Source organism: Egicoccus sp. AB-alg2 (genome assembly GCF_041821065.1).
Classification (GTDB): domain Bacteria; phylum Actinomycetota; class Nitriliruptoria; order Nitriliruptorales; family Nitriliruptoraceae; genus Egicoccus.
On the sequence record NZ_JBGUAX010000005.1, the window covers coordinates 127,855 to 149,864 of the forward strand.

General features: G+C 72.8%; 16 protein-coding genes. 7 read left to right on the forward strand and 9 right to left on the reverse strand.

Going from position 1 to position 22,010, the window contains the following annotated elements; genetic code table 11:
* The first annotated feature begins 8 nt into the window (after positions 1-8).
* Positions 9-1,463: a TrkH family potassium uptake protein gene (locus ACERM0_RS10525; protein WP_373678549.1), complete on the forward strand. Its 1,455-nt coding sequence runs from the start codon at positions 9-11 to the stop codon at positions 1,461-1,463.
* Between the two features lie 49 nt (positions 1,464-1,512).
* Here ACERM0_RS10525 and ACERM0_RS10530 read toward each other — a convergent pair whose 3' ends face one another.
* Entirely contained in the window at positions 1,513-2,343 is an 831-nt protein-coding gene (locus ACERM0_RS10530; protein ID WP_373678550.1) for a sulfite oxidase-like oxidoreductase, read from the reverse strand.
* Between the two features lie 135 nt (positions 2,344-2,478).
* Here ACERM0_RS10530 and ACERM0_RS10535 point away from each other — a divergent pair, with 135 nt between their 5' ends.
* Entirely contained in the window at positions 2,479-3,219 is a 741-nt protein-coding gene (locus ACERM0_RS10535) for a DsbA family oxidoreductase (RefSeq protein ID WP_373678551.1), read from the forward strand.
* A gap of 27 nt (positions 3,220-3,246) precedes the next feature.
* Here the strand turns inward: ACERM0_RS10535 and argE are convergent, their stop codons facing one another.
* Positions 3,247-4,398 (reverse strand): acetylornithine deacetylase, encoded by a 1,152-nt coding sequence (gene argE, locus ACERM0_RS10540; protein ID WP_373678875.1) that lies wholly within the window; start codon positions 4,396-4,398, stop codon positions 3,247-3,249.
* 58 nt (positions 4,399-4,456) lie between these two features.
* A complete protein-coding gene (locus ACERM0_RS10545; RefSeq protein WP_373678552.1) occupies positions 4,457-5,152 on the reverse strand; it encodes a proteasome protein in 696 nt (231 codons plus the stop codon).
* Between the two features lie 244 nt (positions 5,153-5,396).
* Here ACERM0_RS10545 and ACERM0_RS10550 point away from each other — a divergent pair, with 244 nt between their 5' ends.
* The 3 genes from ACERM0_RS10550 to ACERM0_RS10560 all read left to right on the forward strand — a co-directional run bounded on the left by ACERM0_RS10550 (position 5,397) and on the right by ACERM0_RS10560 (position 7,020).
* Positions 5,397-6,122, forward strand: coding sequence for an AzlC family ABC transporter permease (locus tag ACERM0_RS10550; protein WP_373678553.1), 726 nt, complete (start codon positions 5,397-5,399; stop codon positions 6,120-6,122).
* A complete protein-coding gene (locus ACERM0_RS10555; RefSeq protein ID WP_373678554.1) occupies positions 6,122-6,430 on the forward strand; it encodes an AzlD domain-containing protein in 309 nt (102 codons plus the stop codon). The genes ACERM0_RS10550 and ACERM0_RS10555 overlap by 1 nt, the downstream gene beginning before the upstream one ends.
* A gap of 434 nt (positions 6,431-6,864) precedes the next feature.
* Complete coding sequence (locus ACERM0_RS10560; RefSeq protein WP_373678555.1) at positions 6,865-7,020, forward strand: DUF6131 family protein; 156 nt, start codon at positions 6,865-6,867, stop codon at positions 7,018-7,020.
* 131 nt (positions 7,021-7,151) lie between these two features.
* On the opposite strand, the gene ACERM0_RS10565 is transcribed toward ACERM0_RS10560, so the two are convergent.
* From ACERM0_RS10565 to ACERM0_RS10580, 4 genes are all read right to left on the reverse strand, one after another.
* Complete coding sequence (locus ACERM0_RS10565) at positions 7,152-7,991, reverse strand: hypothetical protein (protein WP_373678556.1); 840 nt, start codon at positions 7,989-7,991, stop codon at positions 7,152-7,154.
* 335 nt (positions 7,992-8,326) lie between these two features.
* On the reverse strand, positions 8,327-9,973 hold the full coding sequence (gene betA / locus ACERM0_RS10570) for a choline dehydrogenase (protein WP_373678557.1): 1,647 nt from the start codon (positions 9,971-9,973) through the stop codon (positions 8,327-8,329).
* Between the two features lie 122 nt (positions 9,974-10,095).
* Positions 10,096-10,677, reverse strand: coding sequence for an FHA domain-containing protein (locus ACERM0_RS10575; protein WP_373678876.1), 582 nt, complete (start codon positions 10,675-10,677; stop codon positions 10,096-10,098).
* Positions 10,678-10,947: 270 nt separating this feature from the next.
* A complete protein-coding gene (locus ACERM0_RS10580; RefSeq protein WP_373678558.1) occupies positions 10,948-11,733 on the reverse strand; it encodes a superoxide dismutase family protein in 786 nt (261 codons plus the stop codon).
* Between the two features lie 243 nt (positions 11,734-11,976).
* On the opposite strand from ACERM0_RS10580, the gene ACERM0_RS10585 reads away from it, so the two are divergent.
* Complete coding sequence (locus tag ACERM0_RS10585; protein ID WP_373678559.1) at positions 11,977-12,783, forward strand: dimethylarginine dimethylaminohydrolase family protein; 807 nt, start codon at positions 11,977-11,979, stop codon at positions 12,781-12,783.
* Between the two features lie 82 nt (positions 12,784-12,865).
* Positions 12,866-13,333: a hypothetical protein gene (locus tag ACERM0_RS10590; protein WP_373678560.1), complete on the forward strand. Its 468-nt coding sequence runs from the start codon at positions 12,866-12,868 to the stop codon at positions 13,331-13,333.
* A 77-nt stretch (positions 13,334-13,410) separates the two neighbouring features.
* Here ACERM0_RS10590 and ACERM0_RS10595 read toward each other — a convergent pair whose 3' ends face one another.
* Together ACERM0_RS10595 and pulA are read right to left on the reverse strand one after the other, a co-directional pair.
* Positions 13,411-15,651, reverse strand: coding sequence for a 6-phosphofructokinase (locus ACERM0_RS10595; RefSeq protein WP_373678561.1), 2,241 nt, complete (start codon positions 15,649-15,651; stop codon positions 13,411-13,413).
* 116 nt (positions 15,652-15,767) lie between these two features.
* Positions 15,768-21,854, reverse strand: coding sequence for a pullulanase-type alpha-1,6-glucosidase (gene pulA, locus ACERM0_RS10600; RefSeq protein ID WP_373678562.1), 6,087 nt, complete (start codon positions 21,852-21,854; stop codon positions 15,768-15,770).
* Positions 21,855-22,010: the final 156 nt, after the last annotated feature.

Here is a 22,010-nt window from a genome sequence, read left to right on the forward strand (position 1 = left end):
CCAGGCCGATGGGTGCCGACGCACGCGCCGTCGCACACGACCTCGGGCTGCTGCTGTTCGTCCCTGTGGGACTCGTCATCGGGACGGTGCCGGTCGCCGTGGCGGTCGGCGAGTGGCACGCCCTGCCGCCGCTGCTGATGGTCGCCGCCGCGGCCGGCGTGTGCGGGACCCTGCTCGTCCGCCGGTTCCGGGACGCGCGCACCTCCCACGCGTGGCCGGCCGTGGAGATCGTCGCGCTGGGCTGGCTGCTGCTGGCGGTCGCCGGCGCCGCCGTGCTGTGGGGCATCGGCACCGCGGCAGGGATGGACGACGCCGACCGCGTGTTCCGCGATCCCGGCAACGCGCTGTTCGAGGCGATGTCCGGGACGACCAGCACCGGGCTGTCCATGGCCGACGGCATCGAGTCCCAGCTGTCGCGGACGGTGCAGTGGTGGCGGTCGCTGCTGCAGTGGACCGGTGGCGTGGGCGTGGTGCTCTTCGCCATCGGCTTCACCCACACCGCGTCCAACGTGCGCGCCCTCTACGAGGCGGAGGGCCGGACCGACGACCTCGGCGGCGACGTCCGGGTCACCGTCCGGCGCACCTTCGGGATCTACGCGGGGCTGACCGCCGCGGCGGTCCTGGCGCTGCTGGCCACCGGCCACACCCCGTGGCAGGCCGTCAACCACGGGCTGACCGGCCTGTCGACGGGCGGATTCACGGTCACCGACGACAGCATCGCCGGCTTCGGCACGGCCACGCGCGTGGTCGTCATGGTCATCATGAGCCTCGGGGCCGTGACGTTCGTCGGCCACCACGTGCTGTTCGTGCAGCGGGACGTCCGCCGGTTTACCCGCCTCACCCCGGTGCGGGTGCAGGGCCTGCTGCTGGCGGCCGGGCTGGCGACCGCCGTCGCCCTGGCCGCCCGGGCGGCCGACCTGGCGCCCGCCGACGCCGCGTTCCAGTGGGTCAGCGCCACGGCGACGGCCGGGTTCAGCGTGGCACCGGAGCAGGCGGCCTGGCCGACCCCGTTGCTGCTCCTGCTGGTGCTGGCCATGGTCGTCGGCGCCCCGAGCGGTTCCACCGGGGGTGGCGCCAAGCAGGACCGCGTCGCCTGGCTGGTCAAGGCCGGCCTCGCCCGCCTGCGGCACGGCGGCCGACCCGGCCAGCTGCACTGGGACGGCGACGAGGTGGCGCCCGCCGCCCGGCGCGAGGCGGTCGAGCACGCCGCCGCCGTGGTGGCTCTGTGGCTGGTGACGCTGGCGATCGGCTCGGCTTTGCTGGCCGCCACCACCGACGCGCCTCTGCGCCAGGTGGTGTTCGACGCGGCGTCCGCACTCGGCAACGTCGGCCTGGACGCCGAGGTGGTCGACGCCGAGCTGCCAGGGCTCGGCAAGGGCACCCTCGCGGCGCTCATGTACCTCGGGCGCCTCGAGTTGCTGGTCGCGCTGACGCTGGCGGCCCAGCACGAACACGCGACCTGACCGCCGCCGACGCCCACCGCCCCGAGGGGCCCGCCAGCCCGCATGGGCGTCAGCGGAAGCGCTGCTCGCGGAAGGGGTCGGCGACGTCGTGGTAGCCGCGCTCCTCCCAGTAGCCGGGCACGTCACGGTCGAGCAGACGGATCTCCGTGACCCACTTCACGCTCTTCCAGCCGTAGCGCGACGGGACCACCAGCCGCAGCGGACCGCCGTGCTCGCGCGCCAGCGGCTGGCCGTCGTGGGCCCAGGCGACCAGGACGTCGTCGCGGCGCAGCACCTCGAGGTCGAGGTTGGCGGTGTAGGCCGGGTGGCCGGCGACCACCGCGTGCGTGGCCGACGGCTTGGCGCCGGCCCGGTCGAGCAGGTCGCGGACACGCACGCCGGTCCAGTCGTTGTCGAGCCGCGACCAGCCGGTGACGCAGTGGAAGTCGCTGCGCTCGGTCACGGTCGACCGTTCCTGCAGCTCGGCCAGCGACCAGCGCTGCCGGCGCGCCACCAGGCCGGTGACGACCAGGCGCCAGTCGTGTGCCGGCGTGTCGGGCAGCCGGCCGACGTGCAGGACCGGGAAGCCGGCCGTCAGGTGCTGGTTCGGCGGGATCCGGGCGGGGTCGACGTCCCTCGTCGGCGCACGCCGCACCCCGGGCGATGGGCCCGAGAAGGCCGCCACCTGGGCCTGGTCGAGGTCGCCGACGCGCCGCGAGACCTGGCCGGCGAGCGACCGGCGGCGCTGATCGTCGCGGACGTCGGCCAGGGCGTCGCGGGCCTGTGCGAGCAGTTCGCCGACCTGCCCGACGACGGCCGCGTCGTCCCGGCGGGCCGGCGCGGCCTTCACGATGTCGTCGGCGCGGCGCAGCAGGTCGACGACGCGGGTCTCGGCGTCCATGCCGCCCCTCCTGGTCCGGTAGGCCGTGGTACGGGCAGCGAAGCACGCGTGCGGTCGTGCACGCGAACGGGAAGGCGCCGGCAACGGGAGGCGTTGTCCCGGTCCCGCCCTCCCCACCCTTCGAGGAGTCCGATCGTGCAGGTCGAGGTCTGGTCCGACGTGGCGTGCCCGTGGTGCGCCGTCGGCAAGCGCCGTCTGGAGGCCGCGCTGGCCCGCTTCGAACACCGCGACGAGGTGGACGTCCGCTGGCGCAGCTTCGAGCTGGACCCGGCGGCTCCGCCGGTGCGCGACGGCGACTACGCCAGGCGGCTGGCCGACAAGTACGGCTCGTCCCTCGACGCGGCCCGCGCGATGATCGACCGGATGACGGCGACGGCGGCCGCGGACGGCTGGCGTTTCCGATTCGACCGCATCCGGCCGGGCAACACGTTCGACGCGCACCGGCTGCTCCACCTCGCGGCCGAACGGGGTGTCCAGGACGCGGTCAAGGAGGCGCTGCTGTCCGCCTACCTCGAGGACGGCGTCGCCATCGGTGACCACGACGCGCTGGCGGCCGTGGCGGCGGCCGCGGGACTCGAGCCGGGCGAGGTCGGCGACGTGCTCGCCGGCGACCGCTACGCCGCCGAGGTCCGCGCCGACGAACAGCAGGCGCACGCGTTCGGGATCACCGGGGTGCCGTTCTTCGTCCTCGACCGCCGTTACGGGGTGTCCGGGGCGCAGCCGGCGGACGTGCTGCTGCAGGCCCTCCGGCAGGCCTGGAGCGAGCGGACGCCGCTGGCGATGGTGGGCGTCGACGCGCCCCGCGACCACGGGCACGTGCACGACCATGGGCACGACCACGGTGAGGCGTGTGCCGACGGCAGCTGCGCGATCTGATCCCCCGCTTGCCGCGCGGAGGGGCGGTCAGGTCGCGAGGCGCTCGATCAGGCCGGTGACGAACGCCTCGCAGGCGCGTAGCTGGTCGACGTCGATCCACTCGTCGGCGACGTGGGCCTGGTCGATCGAGCCGGGCCCGCACACGACCGTCGACAGGCCGGCCGCCTGGAAGTGACCGCCGTCGGTGCCGAACGCGACCGTCCGCGGCGGCCCGGTGTAGCCGGTCAGCTCGCGGCACAAGGTCTCCGCGGGGCCGCCGTCCTCGTCGGCCAGCGCCCGCGCCATCGCGTCGACGCGGAACTCGACCTCGCCGTCGCCGCTGCCGCGCCGGAGGGAGGGCAGCACTTCCTCGTCGGTGAACCGGCGGACCTGGTCGAGGATGGCCTCGCCGTCGTCGGCCGGCACGGGCCGGTACTCCCAGGTCAGCTCGCACCGGCGCGGGACGATGTTGATGGCCTGCCCGCCGGTCATCGTGGCCACGTTGAAGGTGGTGTACGGCGGGTCGAACCGCGGGTCGGCCGCGGCCGCCTCGTGCCGGCGTGCCAGTTCGTCGACGTACGCCGCGATCCGCGCGGCCGCCGCCACGGCGTTGGCCGCCTTCTGCGGCTGGCTGGAGTGAGCGTCACGGCCGTGGACGACGGTGGTGAAGGCCCGCACACCCTTGTGGGCGGTGACGACCTCCATCGAGGTCGGCTCGCCGATCACCACGGCCTCGGGTCTCGGCTGGGTCGCGACCAGCCGCTCGACGAGGCTCGGGGCGCCGACCGTGCCGACCTCCTCGTCGTAGGAGAACGCCAGTAGGACGGGGCGGCGCAGCCCAGCCCGCACCATCGTCGGCAGGGCGGCGAGCACGACGGCGAGGAAGCCCTTCATGTCCGTGACCCCGCGGCCGTAGAGGCGGCCGTCGTCGCCGCGGTGCACGGCGAACGGGTCCCGCGTCCACGGCTGACCCACGACGGGCACGCAGTCGGTGTGGCCGGACAGGACCACACCGCCCTCGACCTCGGGCCCGACCCGGGCGATCAGGTTCGCGCTGGTGCCGTCGGGGCTGGGCACCCGCTCGTGCGGTACGCCGTGGTCGTCGAGGAGGGCCTCGACGAAGTCCAGCAGTCGCAGGTTCGGGTGCCGGGCCGTGGTGTCGATGCCGACCAGGGTCTGCAACAGGTCGAGGGTGTCCAGCGCCGTGCTCCTGGAGTCGAGTGCGGACCGGACGCTAGCGAGGTGGCGGCAGCGCGGGTCAGGTGAACAGGCCGTCGAGCAGCTCCTGCTCCCGCTCGACCCAGGTCTTGACGTCGTCGCGGACCTCGGCGATCTCCTCGTCGTCGAAGTGGTGGGCGCCGTCCGGGGTGATCCGGCACAGGTCGATCGGGCCGCCGACGCTGGGCGAGGTGATGGTCAGTGCGTCCAGCACGCGGACGATGCCCATGACCCCGTAGCGCACCGGGCGCTGCACCATCCGGAAGTGGGCCAGCAGGGCTCCGGCCTGCTGTGCCATCGGGGCGCCGCTGCCGATCGCGTGGAAGCCGATGTCCTCGTAGCGGCTGACGAGCCCGGTCGGGTTCACCTCGATGATCCACGGCCGGTCCTGGCTGTAGCCGGCCGCCAGTACGTAGGCCGACGGGGTGGCGCCCATCTCCTCGCCGGGGACGTCCTCGATGAAGTTGTCGTAGTGGTGGCGGAAGATCGGCAGGACCCGCGCCTGCAGGGCGTGCCCGACGTCGGTGGCCTGCAGCACCTCGCCGGCCGACTCGTGCAGGTCCGCGGCCAGGTCCGTCAACACACCACGCGCGCCGCTGCCGCCCCAGGCCGCGTGCTCGCCCAGGGCGTGCAACTTCGGGGCCGGGTAGCTCATGCCCCGGTCGTTCTCGGTGATCTGGGTGTCGGCGCCGATGACGAGGCCGTCCTCGCAGCGCAGTGCCAGCACGACGGTCACGCTGGTCCTTCCGGTCGTCGGGTGTAGGGGTATGTCGGGTGCCGGGCCAAGGCGGGTGCCGAGGCCGATGGGCGCCGGGCCGAGGCGGGTAGCGGGGCCGAGCGGATGTGACGCGGGGCCGGATGCGAAGCCAAGCCGGCGCCGGTGCGCGTCACCACCCCACGTTCGGCCACCGGGCCCGGGCGGGATACCGTGCGAGGTTCGTCTTGCCAGGGGCTGCCTCGCCGTGTCCACCGTGGATCCCGTGTCCCGTCGTGCCGTGGTGCGCGACGCCGTGGGTATCGGCGTCGCGACGGGCGCGTTCGGTCTGTCCTACGGCGCCATCGCCGTGGCGTCGGGGCTGTCGGTCCTGCAGACGTGCGCGCTGTCCGTGCTGATGTTCACCGGCGCGTCGCAGTTCGCGATGGTCGGCGTCGTGGGTGCCGGTGGTGGCGCGCTCGCCTCGGCGGCCACGGCGGTGCTCCTCGGGACGCGCAACGCCCTGTACGGGCTGCAGCTGAGCGCGCTGCTGCGTGCGCGTGGGCCACGCCGCCTGCTCGCGTCGCAACTGGTCATCGACGAGAGCGCCGCCATGGCGGTCGCCCAGGACGACCCGCCGCGTGCCCGGCTGGGGTTCTGGGCGACGGGCGTGGCCGTGTTCGTGCTGTGGAACCTCGGCACCGTCGTCGGCGCGGTCGGCGCCGACCTGCTGGAGGACCCGAGCCGGTTCGGGCTCGACGTGGCCGGTCCGGCCGCGTTCGTGGCCCTGCTCTCGCCGCGGCTGCGCGACGTACCGGCCTGGACCGTGGCGATGGTCGCGGCGCTGGTGGCCGTGGTCGCGGTGCCGTTCGTGTCGGCCGGTGTGCCGGTGCTGCTCGCCGCGGTGGTGGCGGCCGTGGTGGCGCTGGTCGGTCGGCGCGGCGGTGCGTCCGACGGCGGGCGCGACGACGAGTGCGGTGACGGCGTCGACGTCCCGCAGGAGGCGCGCTGATGCCGTCGACGACGTTGTGGATCGCCGTACTGGCCGGCTCCCTCGGCTGCTACGGGATCAAGCTGGCCGGGCTGTCGGTGCCCGACCGCGTGCTGGAGGACCCACGGGTGCGCCGCATCGCGGCGATGCTGCCGATCGCGCTGCTGGCGGCGCTGATCGCGGTGCAGACCGTCGCCGACGGGACCGCGCTGGGCGTGGACGCCCGCGTCGCGGGGGTCGGGGTCGCGATCGTCGCGGTGCTGCTGCGCGCGCCATTCCTCGTCGTCGTCCTCGCCGCGATGGCGACCACCGCCCTCCTGCGCCTCTGAACGCCGCCGTCCCGCGCCGCTGACCCACTCCTCCCCCGGCTCGGGAGCCCCACCCCGCTCCGTCGCGCCAGCCGGCAACCGTCGCGCCCGACCGCCCCTCCGCGACACCCCCACGCGACCGTTGCGCCCTCACATCACGCTCGCCGTCACCCGCGACCGACCCGCCCCGTCACGCCAGCCGGCAACCGTCGCGCCCGACCGCCCCTCCGCGGCACCCCCACGCGACCGTTGCGCCCTCACATCACCCTCGCCGTCACCCGCGACCGACCCGCCCCGTCGCGCGAGGCGGTGGCCGTGCTGGCCGACGCGCCTCGTAGCCAATCACTGCCGTTCGCCGGGGGTCGAATGGCCATTTTTCGTGACCGGAACGGCGGGTGCCACCGCGGCGCCGGATGCACGATTATTCGCGTCGTCTTTCCAACTGGAGGTCATAGGTGATCACCCTCGGAGTGCTTCTCCTCATCCTCGGGTTCCTGTTCGACATCGGGATCCTGTGGACGCTCGGCATCATCCTGCTGGTCGTCGGCGTCATCCTGTTCATCCTCGGCTCCATCGGCCGGGCGGTGGGTGGGCGTCCTCACTACTGGTAACGCACGAGCGAGGCCGGCACTCGGGGGTGGCCTCGCCCCCAGACGAGGACACCCTCTCTCCCTCTCTCCCAGGAACGAGCCGGGCCATGCGCCCGGCTCGTTCCACGTTTTCAAAGGATGACGGCAGAAGATCAGGCGGGGCCGAGCTCGCCACGACGAAGGCGCCGAACCAACCCGGGCAGGACGTCGGTGTGGAGGTCGGCGCGACGGACCACCTCGACGTACCAGCCGAGCGCGCCCATCCGTGCGCGGGTGCGCTCGTCCTTGCGGCGAACATCCCGCAGGTCGTGGTAGGCCGCACCATCGATCTCCAGCAGCACGAAGCGGTCCGGCCAGGCGACGTCGGCGCGGTGCACCGGGGCGCCGCCCAGGTCGCGAACCTGGTACTGCAGCACGAACGGCGGCGCCCCGAGCCGGATCAGCTCCTGCACGATCAGGACCTCGACGGGAGAACCGAGCCGTCCGACGTCGCCGGGCAAGCGTGCCACCACGTCCAGCAGCCGGCGGCGCCCGGGCAGGCGGCGGTGACGGTCGGTCAGTTCGACCAACGTCTCCACGAACCCCGCGTCCCGGCGTGCGAGGTCCGCCACGTAGCGCTCCAGCGTGCGGAGATCCGTTCCGACGGCGAGGTCGAGCACCGTTCGCGCCGGGATCGTGCAGGGGATCCCGTGGGCCTCGGTCACCTCGTCCGCGCCCAACGACGCCGTCGTCCGCAAGCGGTGGTCACCGACCTTGGTGTGACGGCCGCGGAACACGGTCACGTCCAGGCGCTCCGGACGCTCGGCGTCGAGGAAGCGGTGCAGGTGCGCCGCGGTGTCGTGGGATGCCCAGGCCTCCGGGCCCGCGGCGAGGACGAGACCCTGCAGGTCCCGGCGCCACGTCCGCTCGTGCGTGCCGAGATCGATGACCCCGGGCAAGGGCTCGGTCCAGGCCGCCGCCGCGACGCGCGCCGTGATGGTGCGCGCGCTCACGCCCGCCTCCTCGAGCAGTTGACGGCGTAGCACGAGGCCACGCTGTTGCCTCGCGACTCGGTTGGCTCGGACGTCCACGGGTTCCATGGGACGGAGCATGACGGGTCGGTCGGTGAAGGCCGCCGCGAGCCCGTCACCGCTTGTGGAGAACGACGGCGGCGCGATCGGGAGCGCCGTCCGACGGCGGGCCAGCGCGGTGTCAGACGAGCGGCGGCCCGGTCGCGCCAGCCGGCAACGGTCGCGCCCAGCGGCCGCTCGGCGGCGGTCAGCCGCGACCGATGCGCGCAGGCGCGACCGCAGGGGTGGCGACGCGGGCCAGCCGCGGCTGCCGCGGGTCAGGTGCGGTCGTGGCGGTAGACCGGGACGTGCTCGGGCGGCAGTGGGGTGTTGCCGAGGATGAGGTCGGCGGCCTTCTCCGCAATCATCATCACCGGTGCGTAGATGTTGCCGTTGGTGATGCCTGGCATGACCGAGGCGTCGACGACGCGCAGCCCCTCGACGCCGTGGACCTTCATCGAGGCCGGGTCCACGACGGCCATGTCGTCGGTGCCCATCTTCGCCGTGCACGAGGGGTGCAGGGCCGTCTCCGCGTCGCGGGCCACCCAGTCGAGGATCTCGTCGTCGGTGGACACGTCCGGGCCGGGCGAGATCTCGCCGCCGTTGAACGGCTCCATCGCGGGCTGGTTGAGGATCTCGCGCGCGACCCGGATCGCCTCGATCCACTCGCGACGGTCGTTCTCCGTCGACAGGTAGTTGAACCGCAGCGCCGGGTGGACCCGCGGGTCACGGGAACGGATCTTCACGCTGCCGCGTACGTCGGAGTACATCGGCCCGACGTGGACCTGGTAGCCGTGACCGCCGGCCGGCGTGGAGCCGTCGTAGCGGATCGCGATCGGCAGGAAGTGGAACATCAGGTTCGGGTAGTCCACCTCGTCGTTGGAGCGGACGAAGCCGCCACCCTCGAAGTGGTTGGTCGCACCCGGGCCCGAACGGAGGAACAGCCACTGGAAGCCGATCCAGGGCCGGCGCCACATCGCGAGTTGCGGCTGCAGCGACACCGGCTGCTTGGAGGCGTACTGGATGTAGACCTCGAGGTGGTCCTGCAGGTTCTCCCCGACCCCGGGCAGGTGGTGCACCGGCGTGACGCCGAGCCGGCGCAGTTCGTCCGCGTCGCCGACGCCCGACAGCTGCAGCAGCTGCGGGGTGTTGATGGCGCCGCCGCACAGGATCACCTCGTTGGCCAGCGCCCGTCGCAGCCGGCCGCGGTGGATGTAGTCGACACCGCGCGCCCGCGTGCCGTCCCACACGACCCTGGCCGCCAGCGCGCGCGTGCGGACCTCGAGGTTCGGGCGGTCCATCACCGGGTGCAGGTAGGCGCGAGCGGCCGACAGCCGCCGGCCGCGGTGGACGTTCTTGTCGAAGGGTGCGAACCCCTCCTGCCGATAGCCGTTGACGTCGTTGGTCAGCGGGTAGCCGGCCTGCCGGCCCGCCTCGAAGAAGGCGCCGAACAACGGGTTGTCCGCGGGCCCGCGTTCGAGCACGAGCGGCCCCTGCCCGCCGCGGTACTCGTCCTCCCCGGCCAGGCAGGTCTCCATGCGCTTGAAGTAGGGCAGGCAGTGGGCGTAGTCCCAGTCCTGCATGCCGGGCTGCTGGGCCCACTTCTCGTAGTCCATCCAGTTGCCGCGCTGGAAGATCATGCCGTTGATGGAGGACGAGCCGCCGAGGACCTTGCCGCGCGCGTGGTAGATGCGCCGGCCGTGCATGTTCGGCTCGGGCTCGGACTCGTACTTCCAGTCGTAGAAGCGGCTGCCGATCGGGAACGGCAGGGCCGCCGGCATGTGGATGAAGACGTCCCACCGGTAGTCGGGACGACCGGCCTCGAGGACCAGCACCTCGTTGGCGGGATCGGCGCTCAGCCGGTTGGCCAGGGCACTGCCGGCCGAGCCGCCACCGACGATCACGTAGTCGTAGGTCTTGTCCATGGAGGGTCCTTCACGGGAGTCGTCGACGCGTTCCCCCCGCGAACACGCCGACGGGCCGGGCAGTCGCTGCCCGACCCGTCGTTCGAAGCGGTACTGCGGATCGACGCGTCAGCGCCGAACGCTCACAGCAGGCCGAGCTTGACCCCCTGCGACACGGCGCCGGCGCGGTTACGCACGCCGAGCTTGTCGTACAGCTCCTGAGCGTAGGCCTTGACCGTCCGCTCGGTCACGCCGAGCTGCTCGCCGATCTCCGAGTTGGTCATCCCCTCGGCCATGCCCTCGAGCACCTGCTGCTGGCGCGGGGACAGGTGCGGGCCGGTCTCCACCTTGGGCATCTCGAAGACCATCGTGGCGTCCTCGCGCTGCATCGCAGCTGCGGGGTCCTCGAGGGTCGCGGTGAGCGGGCCGAAGCTGATGCGGTCGCCGTGCCGCACGACGGTCGGTCCGGCGATCGACTCGCCGTTGACCTTGGTGCCGGAGCTCGACCCGAGGTCTGTCACGATGAGGACGTTGCCGTCCTTGCGGATCTCCGCGTGGACCCGGGAGACGCGCGGGTCGGGCAGCACGTAGCCGTTGTCCTCACGACGGCCGAGGGTGGCGACGTCCTTGTCCACGCGCAGGCGCAGGCCGGCGAGGATGGGGTCGTCGAACCGCAGGGTCGGCACGGGAACGATCTTCTGGGCCTTCGGGGCCGGGGCTTGCATGGGCTGCACGGCGCCTCCTCGCGTCGCGTCACGTTCGACTGGCTGGGTTCCGTCGAACTCGAGAACCGTCAGCACTCCGCACTCACTGACGGCGAGGGCAGTCTGACCGATGAGCACCGACGAACGGCAGCCGCCGCATGGCCGGTCGGCATGACCGTTCAGCGGTGCCCGTCCGGCCAGGGCGGGGCCCTCGTCGCCACCTGACGGCCATGGCGAGGTGTTCGCGGGCGACCCGCCTGGGAAACCCCGCCCTCGTTGCGTCGGCCTCGTTCAGGCGTCGTCCTCCTCGTCCTGTCCTGGTTCTTCCTCGCCCTCGGTGCCGGCCTCGGCGTCGACCTCCTCGTCCTGGGCGTCGTGGTCCATCGTCGGACCGGGGACGAGCTCGCCGCAGGCGGCGCGGTCCCCGGCGTCACCGGTGTCCAGCGTCTCCTGGTCTGGGCCGGGCGCGTCGGCGCCATCGGCCTGGTAACGGTCCGGGACGTGGCCGAGGTTGTCGGGGCCCTCGTGGACCATCACGGCCACCCCGTCCGCCGGGAGGTCCGCGAACCGGAAGGCGGTCGTCTGGAAGGCGAGGTAGGCGGTGCCGGTCTCGTTGACGAGCAGCGGCGGGAAGTCGCCGGGATGCTCGCCGTGGTCGACGCCGTCCGGCGCCCAGTGGCCGCCCGCACCCTGGAAGGGGCCGTCGGGGTCGTCGGCGTCGCATGCCGCGTTCTCGTGGAGGTGGAAGCCACGCCAGCCGGGACCGAGGCCGTCGATGGTCGCCTCGACGAAGACCCCGTCGGCCGCCTCGGTGACCACGACGGTGCCGACCGGCTCGCCGTCCACGTCCGCCAGGGCCACCTCGACGCGCTGGTCGTCGGTGGTGGTGGCCGGCCCGGTGTCCTCGCCCGGGAGCAACTCCTCCCCCGGTTCGCCCTCGACGTCCCCGACGTCGGTGCTGCCCTCGGCCAAGGTCTCGGCCCCGTCGTCCGGGGCGGTCGCCGTGCCGCCGTCGCAGCCTGCCAGTACCAGCGCCGACGCCAGGACCATCCCGCCCCGTCCGGTTGCTGTTCTCATCCCGTGCTCCGTTCGCCTGGCGCTGGTCGACTCCCCACCCTGGACGGCGCGGGACCCCGCCGTGGGTGTCGCCCCGGCCGTGCGTTCGGCGTCCGCGCGAATCGCCCGCCCCGCCGCGCCCGGCCCGCCACGCCAGCGACAGATCGCCGTGCCGCATCGGCGTGTGCCGGCGAACGCCGCCCGGTGCGGCCGGCCGCTTCGTAGGCTCCGTGGCTGCCGGAGACCGCCGACGGGAGCCGCGCCTTGACGCCACATCGCCGCCACGAACGCTGCCCACCCGCGGCGGCCCTCGTCCGTCGCCCGGCCAGGCACCTCGCCGAGGCCGAGCTGACCCATCTGGCGCGGCAGCCGGTGGACCCGGACCGGGCCGCCTCGCAACACACCGCCTACGTCGAGGTACTCCGCCAGTACGGCGTCGCCGTCCGCCACCTGCCCGCCGCCCCGTCGCACCCCGACGGCGTGTTCGTGGAGGACGTCGTCGTCGCGGTCGGGGGTCTGGCGATCGTCACCCGCCCGGGGGCGGCGTCACGCCGGGGCGAGACCGCCGGGCTCGAACCGATCCTGGCGGCCATGGGGCTGGAGGTCGTGACGGTCGAACCGCCGGCCACCCTCGACGGTGGCGACGTGCTGCAGATCGGCACGTGTGTCTACGTGGGCCGCTCCTCGCGCACGAACGACGCGGCCGTCGAGCAGTTGCGCCGCTGGCTGGTGCCGCTCGGCCGCACCGTCGTCCCCGTGGACGTGACCGGTGCCCTGCACCTGAAGACGGCCGTCACCGCCCTGCCCGACGGGGAGCTGGTGGCCCGTCCCGACTGCGTGGACCTCGCCCCCTTCGGACCACGCCCGATCCTGGTCGCGCCCGAGCCCACGGGCGCCGACGTGCTGCTGCTCGACGACCTGGTCGTCGTGTCCGCGAGCGCGCCACGAACCGCCGAGGAGATCGCCGGGCGTGGGTTCGAGGTCGTCGCGGTGGCGATCGACGAACTGGAGAAGCTGGAGGCCGGCCCGACCTGCTTGTCGGTGCTGCTGACCGACGCGCAACCGACGTGACGGTGGCCGGTCGCGGCCCCACCTGCTCGCTCACGGGCGCCGCAGCAGGCAGGCTGTACACGACGGCCGAGGGAGGACCGCCGTGGGACGCTGCATGATCGTGGCCAATCAGACGCTGGGCGGGGCGGAGCTGGATGCGGCCATCCGGGACCGGATCGCTGCCGGGACCCGTGACTTCTATGTCGTCGTGCCGATGACGGAGCTGGGCTACGAGGTGGCGGTGTGGTCGCCGCCGGATCCGTTCTTCGCGCTGCCGGCCGTGCCGATGGAGGACGTCAACGACGCGCGGGCGGAGGCGCAGCAGCGTTGCGAGTTGCGCCTGCACCGCATGCTGGAGCGGCTGCGGGACGCCGGCGGCGTGGCCGACGGCGAGCTCGGCGACCCCGACGGCGCCGAGGCGGTCCGCCAGGCGCTGGACCACGTCGAGGTGGACGAGATCGTCGTGTCGACGCTGCCCGCCGGTCTGTCGCGGTGGCTGAAGCTCGACCTGCCCAGCCGCATCGCCCGTGCGGTCGACATGCCCGTCACCACCATCGAGGCCGAGGAGTGACGGCGGCCGCGGCCACCTCGGCGTCAGCGCCACCTCGAACGTGGGCGGCCACCTCGGCGTCAGCGCCCACCTCGGCGTCAGCGGCCACCGCCCGGGCCGGCCATGACGTCGGCGATCGGCCGGAGTGAGAACCACGGCACGTCCGTCGGATGCTCGGCCCGCTCGTGCAGCAGCTCGGGCGCGTCCGCGAGCGCGGTGAACTGGACCTTGCCGGCCACCAGCCCGCCCATCGCGCTGGTGTGGTCCGCGCCGATGGCGGCGTCGATGAGGTAGTCGATCCCGCGCACCGCCAACCGCGTCGCCTGGATGCGGTCGAACGGTGACGGGTTGCCGCCGGTCTGCACGTGTCCGAGGATCGCCTGCCGGACGTCGAACAGGCTGCCGCCCTCCTTCTCGAACAGCGCCCACAGGAACGGGGTCGTGTAGACCTCGTCGGCCTGCTCGGCCCGGATGACGAGCCCGAGGCTCTGGCCGTTGCGGAAGGCCGCGTTCAACTCCTGCACGTGGTCCTGCAGCGCGTCGAGCGTGATGCCCTCCTCGGGCGTGTAGATGTGCTCCGCGCCGGTCGCCATGCCGCTCGTCAGCGCGAGGTAGCCCGACGACTTGCCCATCACCTCGACGACGAAGACGCGCCGCGAGGCGACCGCCGACTGCTTGATCTTGTCCACGTCGCTGACGATCGAGTTGAGCGCCGTGTCCGCCCCGATCGACAACTCCGTGCCGGGCACGTCGTTGTTGATCGTGGCGGGCAGGCACACGATCGGCACGTCCAGCGCCGGGTACTGCTCGCGGGCGGCCAGCAGGGCGTGCGCCGCCTCGTAGCCCGACAGACCGCCGATCATCAGCAGCCCGTCGATGCGTTGTTCCTCGACGGTCCGCGCGATGCACTCCAGCTCGTGGGCACCCAGCACCAACCGGCTGGTGCCCAGCTCGGCCCCACCGCGCGAGACCCAGCCGCTGACGCTCATCCAGTCGAGTTCGTGGACGTCGCCGTCGCGCAGCCCCTTGAAGCCGCGCTGGACCCCCAGCATCGTGTGGCCGCGGTCCAGACCGACACGGACCGCCGCCCGCGCCGCGGTGTTCATGCCCGGCGCCGGACCGCCGGCGTGCAGCACCGCCAGGCGCAGCGAGGGCTCGCCCTCGATCGGCGGGGACGGCTGGGCCCGCACCAGCGTGCGCAGGGTCTCGAACGACTCCGCGAAGCTGCCACCGCGCAGCAGCATCGCCTCGTCGTACTCCTGCCGTGCGAGGTGGGCGGCCACCGAATGGGTGAGCTCGACCGCCTCCATCAGCCGCGAGCTGACGATCCGGTTCCGGCGGATCCCGATCAGCTTGGGTTCCTCGTCGGGCCGCAACCGCAACAGTTCGTGGACGGCGTGGTAGCCGCACTGCGTGGACAGGTTGCGGTCGAACGCCGAGGTCGCCCCGCCCCGCTGCACGTGCCCCAGGATCGTGACCCGGGTGTCCTCGCCGAGGCCCTCCTCGAGGATCTTCTGCACCCGCTCGGAGGTGATGGGCTGGCCGTGCCGGTCGCGGGCTCCCTCGGCGACGACGACGAGGTTGGAGCGGCGCCCGATACGGCGCCCGGCCTGCACCATCTCCTTGAGCGCACCCTCCCAGTCGTCGGTCTGCGGCGGGTTCTCCGGCACGAACGCCCAGTTGGCGCCCGTGGCCAGCGCCGACATCAACGCCAGGTAACCGCAGTTGCGGCCCATGACCTCCACGACGAACGAGCGCTGGTGGCTGGCCGCCGTGGCGTGGATCGCGTCGATCGCCTCCGTGATCCGGTGCAGGGCCGTGTCGGCCCCGATCGTCATGTCCGTGCCGAACATGTCGTTGTCGATCGAGCCGACCATGCCGGTCAGCCGCAGGTGCGGGTGGACCTCGGCCACGGACGCGTCCAGCTCACCCGCCTCGACGAGTTCCTTCAGCAGTTCGGGCCACTCGGCACGGAAGAGGTTGGCACCGGTGAGGCTGCCGTCGCCGCCGATCACGACCAGCGCGTCGATGCCGTGCGCGAGGAGGTTGGCCGCCGCCCGCCGGCGGCCCTCACGGGTACGGAACTTCTCCGAACGGGCGGTGCCGATCACGGTCCCGCCGCGGTGGAGGATCCCGCCGACGTCCTGCGAGCGCATGCGGCGGATCGCGTCGCCGCCCTCCACCATGCCGCGGAAGCCCTCGTAGATGGCATAGACCTGGACACCCTGCGAGAGGGCGGTGCGCACGACCGCCCGCACGGCGGCGTTCATGCCGGGAGCGTCACCGCCGCTGGTCAGCACGCCGATGCTGTCCGGCCGCGAGATCGCTGCGTCGTCCACGTGGTGCTCCGTCGTCGGCAAGCCGTGGTGTGTTAGCCGCCGGACGCGCCGGGGGCAAGGCGACCGGAAGATCGCCTTGCCCCCGCAGCATGAGCCGTGTGCCGACCTCGCGCGCGTCAGCGACCCGTCGTCGGTCCACCGGCATGCGGCGGGCGGCCCGGCTCGCCCGCGTGCGGCGGACGGCCCGGCTGCCCCGCGTGCGGCGGACGGCCCGGCTCGCCGGCGTGCGGCGGACGGCCCGGCTCACCGGCGTGCGGCGGCGGGCAGCCCTGGCCGTCCCCGTCGCCCGGGCGGTCGGGACAGGTCACGGGCGGCGGGCCGACCGGGTCCTCGCCGATCACGAACACCGCCGTGGTCCGCGCCGGCACCGTGAAGGTGTGCGCCGCCGCGTCGTAGCCGGACGTGCGCACGACCGGGTCGCCGGAGGCGGCCTGCACGGGGTGCAGACGCCACTCGCCCGACGTGATCTGCGCGTCGTCGAGCACGTAGTCCTCGGTCGAGCCGTTGAAGACCACCACGAGGTCCTCGTAGGCGTCCTGGCCGCCCGTCAGGGACATCGCGATGACCCCCAAGGTGGCGTCGGCGCCCGTGTCGTGGAAGCGCAACTGTTCCTGGACGGCGCCCGCGTCGGGCAGGCGGAACAGCTCCGAGGACGCCCGGATCGCCAACAGTTCGCGGAAGTGGTCGGCGTTGCGGTCCAGGTCCGCGGTCTGCGGTGCGGGCAGCCCGCGCAGCAGCGGCCGCATCACGTCCCAGTTGTCGCGGTTCTTCTCGGCCGGCGGCAGCCCGACGCCCCAGTTGTTGGTCTGCCGGCTCCAGTCGAGCCGGTTGAACCAGTCGCCGGAGTTGTAGCTGTCGCGGTCCAGCGACTTGCTGCGCAGCAGGTCGCTGCCGGCGTGGAAGAACGGCGTGCCCTGCGCCAGCGCCACGACCGACAGGCCGAGGTTCTGGGCCCGGACGCGCTCGGCCATCGGCGCGTCGGTCGGCAGCTTGTACTGGATCGCGTCGAACAGCGTCTCGTTGTCGTGCTTGGAGACGTACACGACGTTGTCCGTCGGCGTGGCGGCGTACCCCGCCGGCGAGCCGCCGTAGTCCAGCTCACGACCGGCCTTCACCGTGCCGTCCGACGCCTCGAACGCGTAGTCGGCGAGGTTGCCGGCCAGCCCGATCCGGACGAGGTCGGCCAGGTGCCGTGCCCGCGTCGCCTGCTGTGCCGGGCTGCCCTGGTTGGTGCCGTTGGCGTCGACGGCCAGCCCGGTGACGAAGCCCTGCTCACGCAGGCCGCCGAAGGGGTTGCCTCCGCGGGCCCCGTCGCGCAGCCGGTCGTTGAACGTGCCGATGCCGGTCCCGGCGAGGTTGGCCTGGGTGGCCTGCACGAAGCGGGCGTCGTTCTCCACCTCGCCGAAGTTCCAGCCCTCGCCGTAGAGCACGATCGTCGACCCGTCGACGCCGTGCTCCTCGAGCGTCAGCCCGTCGAGTGCCTCGCGCAGCCGCACCATCTGGGCCTTGGGGTGGTGGCCCATGAGGTCGAAGCGGAAGCCGTCGACCTTGTACTCGCTCGCCCACGTCAGCACGGAGTCGATGGTGAGCTTCTCCATCATCGCGTGCTCGGTGGCGGTGTTCGGGCAGCAGGTCGAGGTCTCGATCACGCCCGTGTCGGACAGGCGGTGGTAATAGCCGGGCACGATCTTGTCGAGCACGCCCCGTGAGTCCTGCCCGGCGGCGTGGGTGTGGTTGTAGACCACGTCGTTGACCACGCGCAGGCCCAGGTCGTTGAGTGCGGCGACCATCTGGCGGTACTCGACGATCCGCTGCACGCCGTCCGGGTCGGTCGCGTAGGACCCCTCGGGCGTCGTGTAGTGGAAGGGGTCGTAGCCCCAGTTGAAGCCGTCCCGGTCCTTGACCGCCTGCTGGGCGGCCTGGGGGTGCTCGGAGGCCGGGTCACCGTCCCAGTCGATGTCCGGTTCGACCCGGTCGTCGGGGTCCTCCGGGATCGTGGCGAGGTCGAACGTCGGCAGCAGGTGGAGGTGGCTGAGGCCGGCGTCCGCGAGCGCCCGCAGGTGGTTCACCCCGTCGGTGTCGTCGAGGGTGAACGCGGTGTACTTGCCGCGGTGCTTCTCCGGAACGGTCTCGTCCGCGATGGAGAAGTCGCGCACGTGCAGTTCGTAGACGGTCAGGTCGCGCTGCCCGGCGAACGCCGGCTTGTCCAGCTGCTGCCAGCCGGTGGGCGCGAGGTCCTCGTCGGACAGGCGCACGACCTGCGTGCGGGTGGAGTCGGTCGCGAGCGAGAACGAGTACGGGTCGGTGACCAGGTTGGTCTCCACCCGGCCCGTCTCCGGCACGAAGACCTCGACCTCGTAGAGGTAGAAGTCGCGGTCCCAGGACGCGTCCGCGGCCAGCGACCACACTCCGCCGTCGCGGGTCATCTCGACGACCTCGACCGGTTCCGCGCTGCCCGAGTCCGCGAACCGGTGCACCGCCACGCGCTTGGCGGTGGGTGCCCACAGGTGCAGGCTGGGCGTGTCGCCGTCCCACACCACGCCCAGCTCGGCGTCGGTGGCGTAGCGCTCGTCGAGCACACCGGGCAGCTGCAGCGAGGTGGCCGCGACCAGGCGACCGTCGGCATCGGTGGCCGACACCGCCAGCTGGCCGGTCAGCCACGCGTCGAGGTCGACGTCGTCGGGGACGGCCAGTGCGGCGCGGCCGGCGAGGTGGCGGAACCCGTCCCGCTGCGTGATCTCGGCGGGCAGTCCGCCGGCGACGACGGTGAGCTCGACGTGCTCGCCGGTGACACCGTCGTCGCCCACCTCCAGGCCGCCCTCGGCGGCGTGGTGCAGGTGGTAGGTCGCACCCGCCGGCGTGTCGAACGGCCAGGCGATCAGTCCGCTGGTGACGAAGTGGGCCCGCTGCTGGCGCAGGTTCGTGCTGCCGGTCGTGCCGGCCGTGACGACGGGCAAGAGGTACTCCTCGACGCCGGACAGGATCCACACCTCGTGGCCGAAGCGTTGCAGGTCGAGGGTCTGGTCCTGCGGAAGGTCCTTCGTGTCACCCCGGTGCAGGATGTAGTTCAGCGACTCGGCACCGGCGTCCAGCGGCACCTCGAACACCAGCCCGAAACCGTCCTGCGCGACGGGCTTGCGGGGCGTGGTCCAGCCGGGGTCGGCCGCGCCGCCCCAGGTGTGCAGGCCCCAGAAGTCGTTGTAGTCGTCGCTGGCCGGGTCGCCGTAGTCGCCGTCGGGGCGGTGGTAGTGCAGGACGGCGAGGTCCAGCGCCGCGCCGCGCGAGGCGTGGACGGTCGCGTCGCCGGCCCGCAGCCACGCCGTCGGGGTCTGCGACGGGGTCAGGAACAGGTCCGGCTCGAGTTCCTTGTCCTGCCCACGGCGGACGATGAAGCCGACCGGTGCGTCGACGTCGCCGACCGGGACCTGCCAGTACGCGCCGTAGTCGTCGCTGCCGTCCATGGGCCGCGGCGAGCCCCAGTCGGTGCCGGCGCCCTCCGCCAGCCCGTCGCCCCACAGGTGCAGGCCGAGCCCGCTGCCGTCGTCGCCGTCCGCCAGCTCGTAGCGGATCGTGACGAAGCCCTGCGCGGCCGCCTGCGAGGTGTGCAGGGTGGCGTCGCCCTGACGCACCCACACCTCGGGCGTGCGCCGGGGGTCGAACACGAGGTCGGCGTCGGGGTCCTTCTGGTCGCCCTTCGCGACGACCATGCCGACCTCCTCGGCGCCCGGTGCCAGCTTCACCCACGTGAAGCGGCCGTAGTCGGTCTCGCCCGTGAACCGTTTGTGGTCGGGCCACTCGCGCTGCTCGGAGACGTCGATGTCGCCCCACAGGTGCAGACCCCACTCGGCCTCGTCACCGGCGTCACGCTGGTAGTGCACGACCGCGTGGTCGCGCTGCACACCGGGCGAGGGGTCGACCGGGTCGGTGCCCTCGACCACTTCGTAGCTCAGCCCGGCGTCGCCGTCACCGGTCGGCGGGGTGAAGTGCACGCGGATGCGTTCGCCGTCGGCCACGGTCGCCGACAGGTCGGCGCCGTTGCGAATGCCGCCCTGGCCGTAGTTGACGTCCCAGCCGCCGTCGAGGGCGACCTTGAACAGGTAGCTGCCGGCGGGCAGGCCGGGCGAGGTGTAGGTGTAGGTGCCGTCGCCGTCCACGTCCTGCAGCCAGGTCCGGAAGCACTCGGGCTGCCAGTCGCCGGGGCAGCCGGCCTCGGTCTGGAACTCGCCGGGCACGGTCGCGAAGACGTGCTGCACCGAGTTGGCCACCCAGCCGGTGCGGTGGCTGAAGACGAAGTCCACGGTGGTCGGCTCGGCCAGTTCCAGCACGAGGTTCGGCCCGTCGGGCTGACCGCCCTGGCCGTAGTTCACGGTCCAGGACCCGTCGATGGCGACCTTGTACTCCCACCGGCCGGCGGGCAGGTCGAAGCTGCCGCGCCACACGTCACCGGTGGCGTCGTAGGTCAACGCGGTCGCCTCGCAGTCGGGCTGCCAGTCGCCGGTGCAGCCCAGCTCGGACTGGAACGCGCCGGGCAGCACCACGAGGTCCGGCACGTCGGCCGGGGGCGTGTCGTCCGGGCCGGGCGCGGCGGGCAGGTCCCCGTCGACGGCGAACACCTCGGCGCTCACCGCGGTCAGATCCAGCGTCAGGGTGCCGTCGCCGCTGGTGGTCGTGCCCTCCCCCAGCAGGGCGTCCAGCGCGACACCGTCCGGGACCTCGGCGCCGTACAGGTCGGCGAGGTCGAGCGTGCGGGCGTCGCCGCGGTTGACGACCGTCAGCAGCCGCCCGTCGTCGTGGACCCGCTCGAAGGCGTACAGGTCTCCGGCGGCATGGACGGTCCGGTACTCGCCGGCGGCCAGGGCGGGCTGCTCGTCGCGCAGGGCGTTGAGGGCCTGCACCCGGGCTGCGACGTCCTCGCGCCGCTCCTGCAGCACGAAGCCCTCGCTGCCGGCGTGGGCCCAGGCGGCGTCGGGCCATGGCATCGGCTCGCGGTACCAGCGGTCCACCCAGCCCCCGCCGGCGGCCTCGGTGTTGGCGGTCTGGCCCATGCCGATCTCGGTGCCCTGGTAGACGATCGTCGCCCCGGGCAGCGTGAACTGGGCGGTCAACGCGAGCTTCAGCCGCTCACGGGCCGTGTCGTCGTTGCCGGCCCGGAACACGAACCGCTGCACGTCGTGGTTGTCGAGGAAGCTCGGGGTGACGAAACCGTCGCCGTAGGCGTCGAGGTCGGCTCGCACGGCCGCGTCGAGGTTGGCCAGGGAGGCGTTGCCGGCCATCGTGCTGACGAAGGCGTCGTGCAGCGGGAAGTTGACGGCGCCGTCCAGGACGTCCTGGTAGCCCGCGATGGCGTTGCGCGGCGACCAGATCTCGCCGAACAGGAACTTCTCGCCCTCCATCGCGGCGACCCGGTCGCGCAGCGCGGCGAGGAAGGCCTGGTTGTCGTCGGTCCCCTCGGAGTCCACGCTGCCGAAGCCCTTGGCGTGGTCGATGCGGAAGCCGTCGAAACCGACCTCGTCGAAGTAGAACGGCACCACCTCGTCGAGCAGGTAGCGGGACGCGGGCGTGTCGGGCGCGAGCAGGTCGAGCTCGGGCAACTCGTCGATGCCGAAGAACGTCGCGTACTCGTACGTGCCGGTGTCCGCGTCGCAGGTCTCGAACCGGTAGTGGTCGAACCAGGGGCTGTCCTGGCAGCGGGCCAGCACGTCCTGGAACCACGGGTGTTCGTCGCTGGTGTGGTTGGGGACGAAGTCGTAGACGATCCGCAGGCCACGGTCGTGGACCTCGTCGACCAGGGCCGTCAGCGCGGCGACGTCACCGAAATTGGGGTCGACCTGCAGGAAGTCGGTCGGGTGGTAGCCGTGGAAGTACTTGTTGTCGTAGACCGGGCCGAGCCAGATCGTGTCGAAGCCCAGGTCCTGGATGTGGTCGAGGCCCTCGCGCACGCCGGCGAGGTCGCCGCCCATCCAGTCCTTCAACGCCCCGCTGAAGTCGAGGCTCGTGTCGACGTCCGGGTTGGCGGGGTCGCCGTCCCGGAACCGGTCGACGAAGACCTGGTAGATCGAGGCGTGGCGGGCCCAGGCGGGCGCGCCGTCGGCAGACGCGTCGATCGTGTCGGCGGTCTCCGGCGCGGCGGGTTCGGCGCCGGCGGCCGGGACGAGGGACAACAGCAGGACGCAGGCGAGCAGGCAGGACCACAGGCGACGCACGGAAGGATCTCCCTCTCCCGGAAACGGCGAGAACCGTCGAACGTGACCGAAGTCCTACTTGCTGGATCGTTGCAAGGCAACCAGAAGTTGCTGAAATTCCTTGCACCTCTCGACCCTGTGGGTGCCGGATCGCCCGAATCCGGCGGCTCCTGGCCC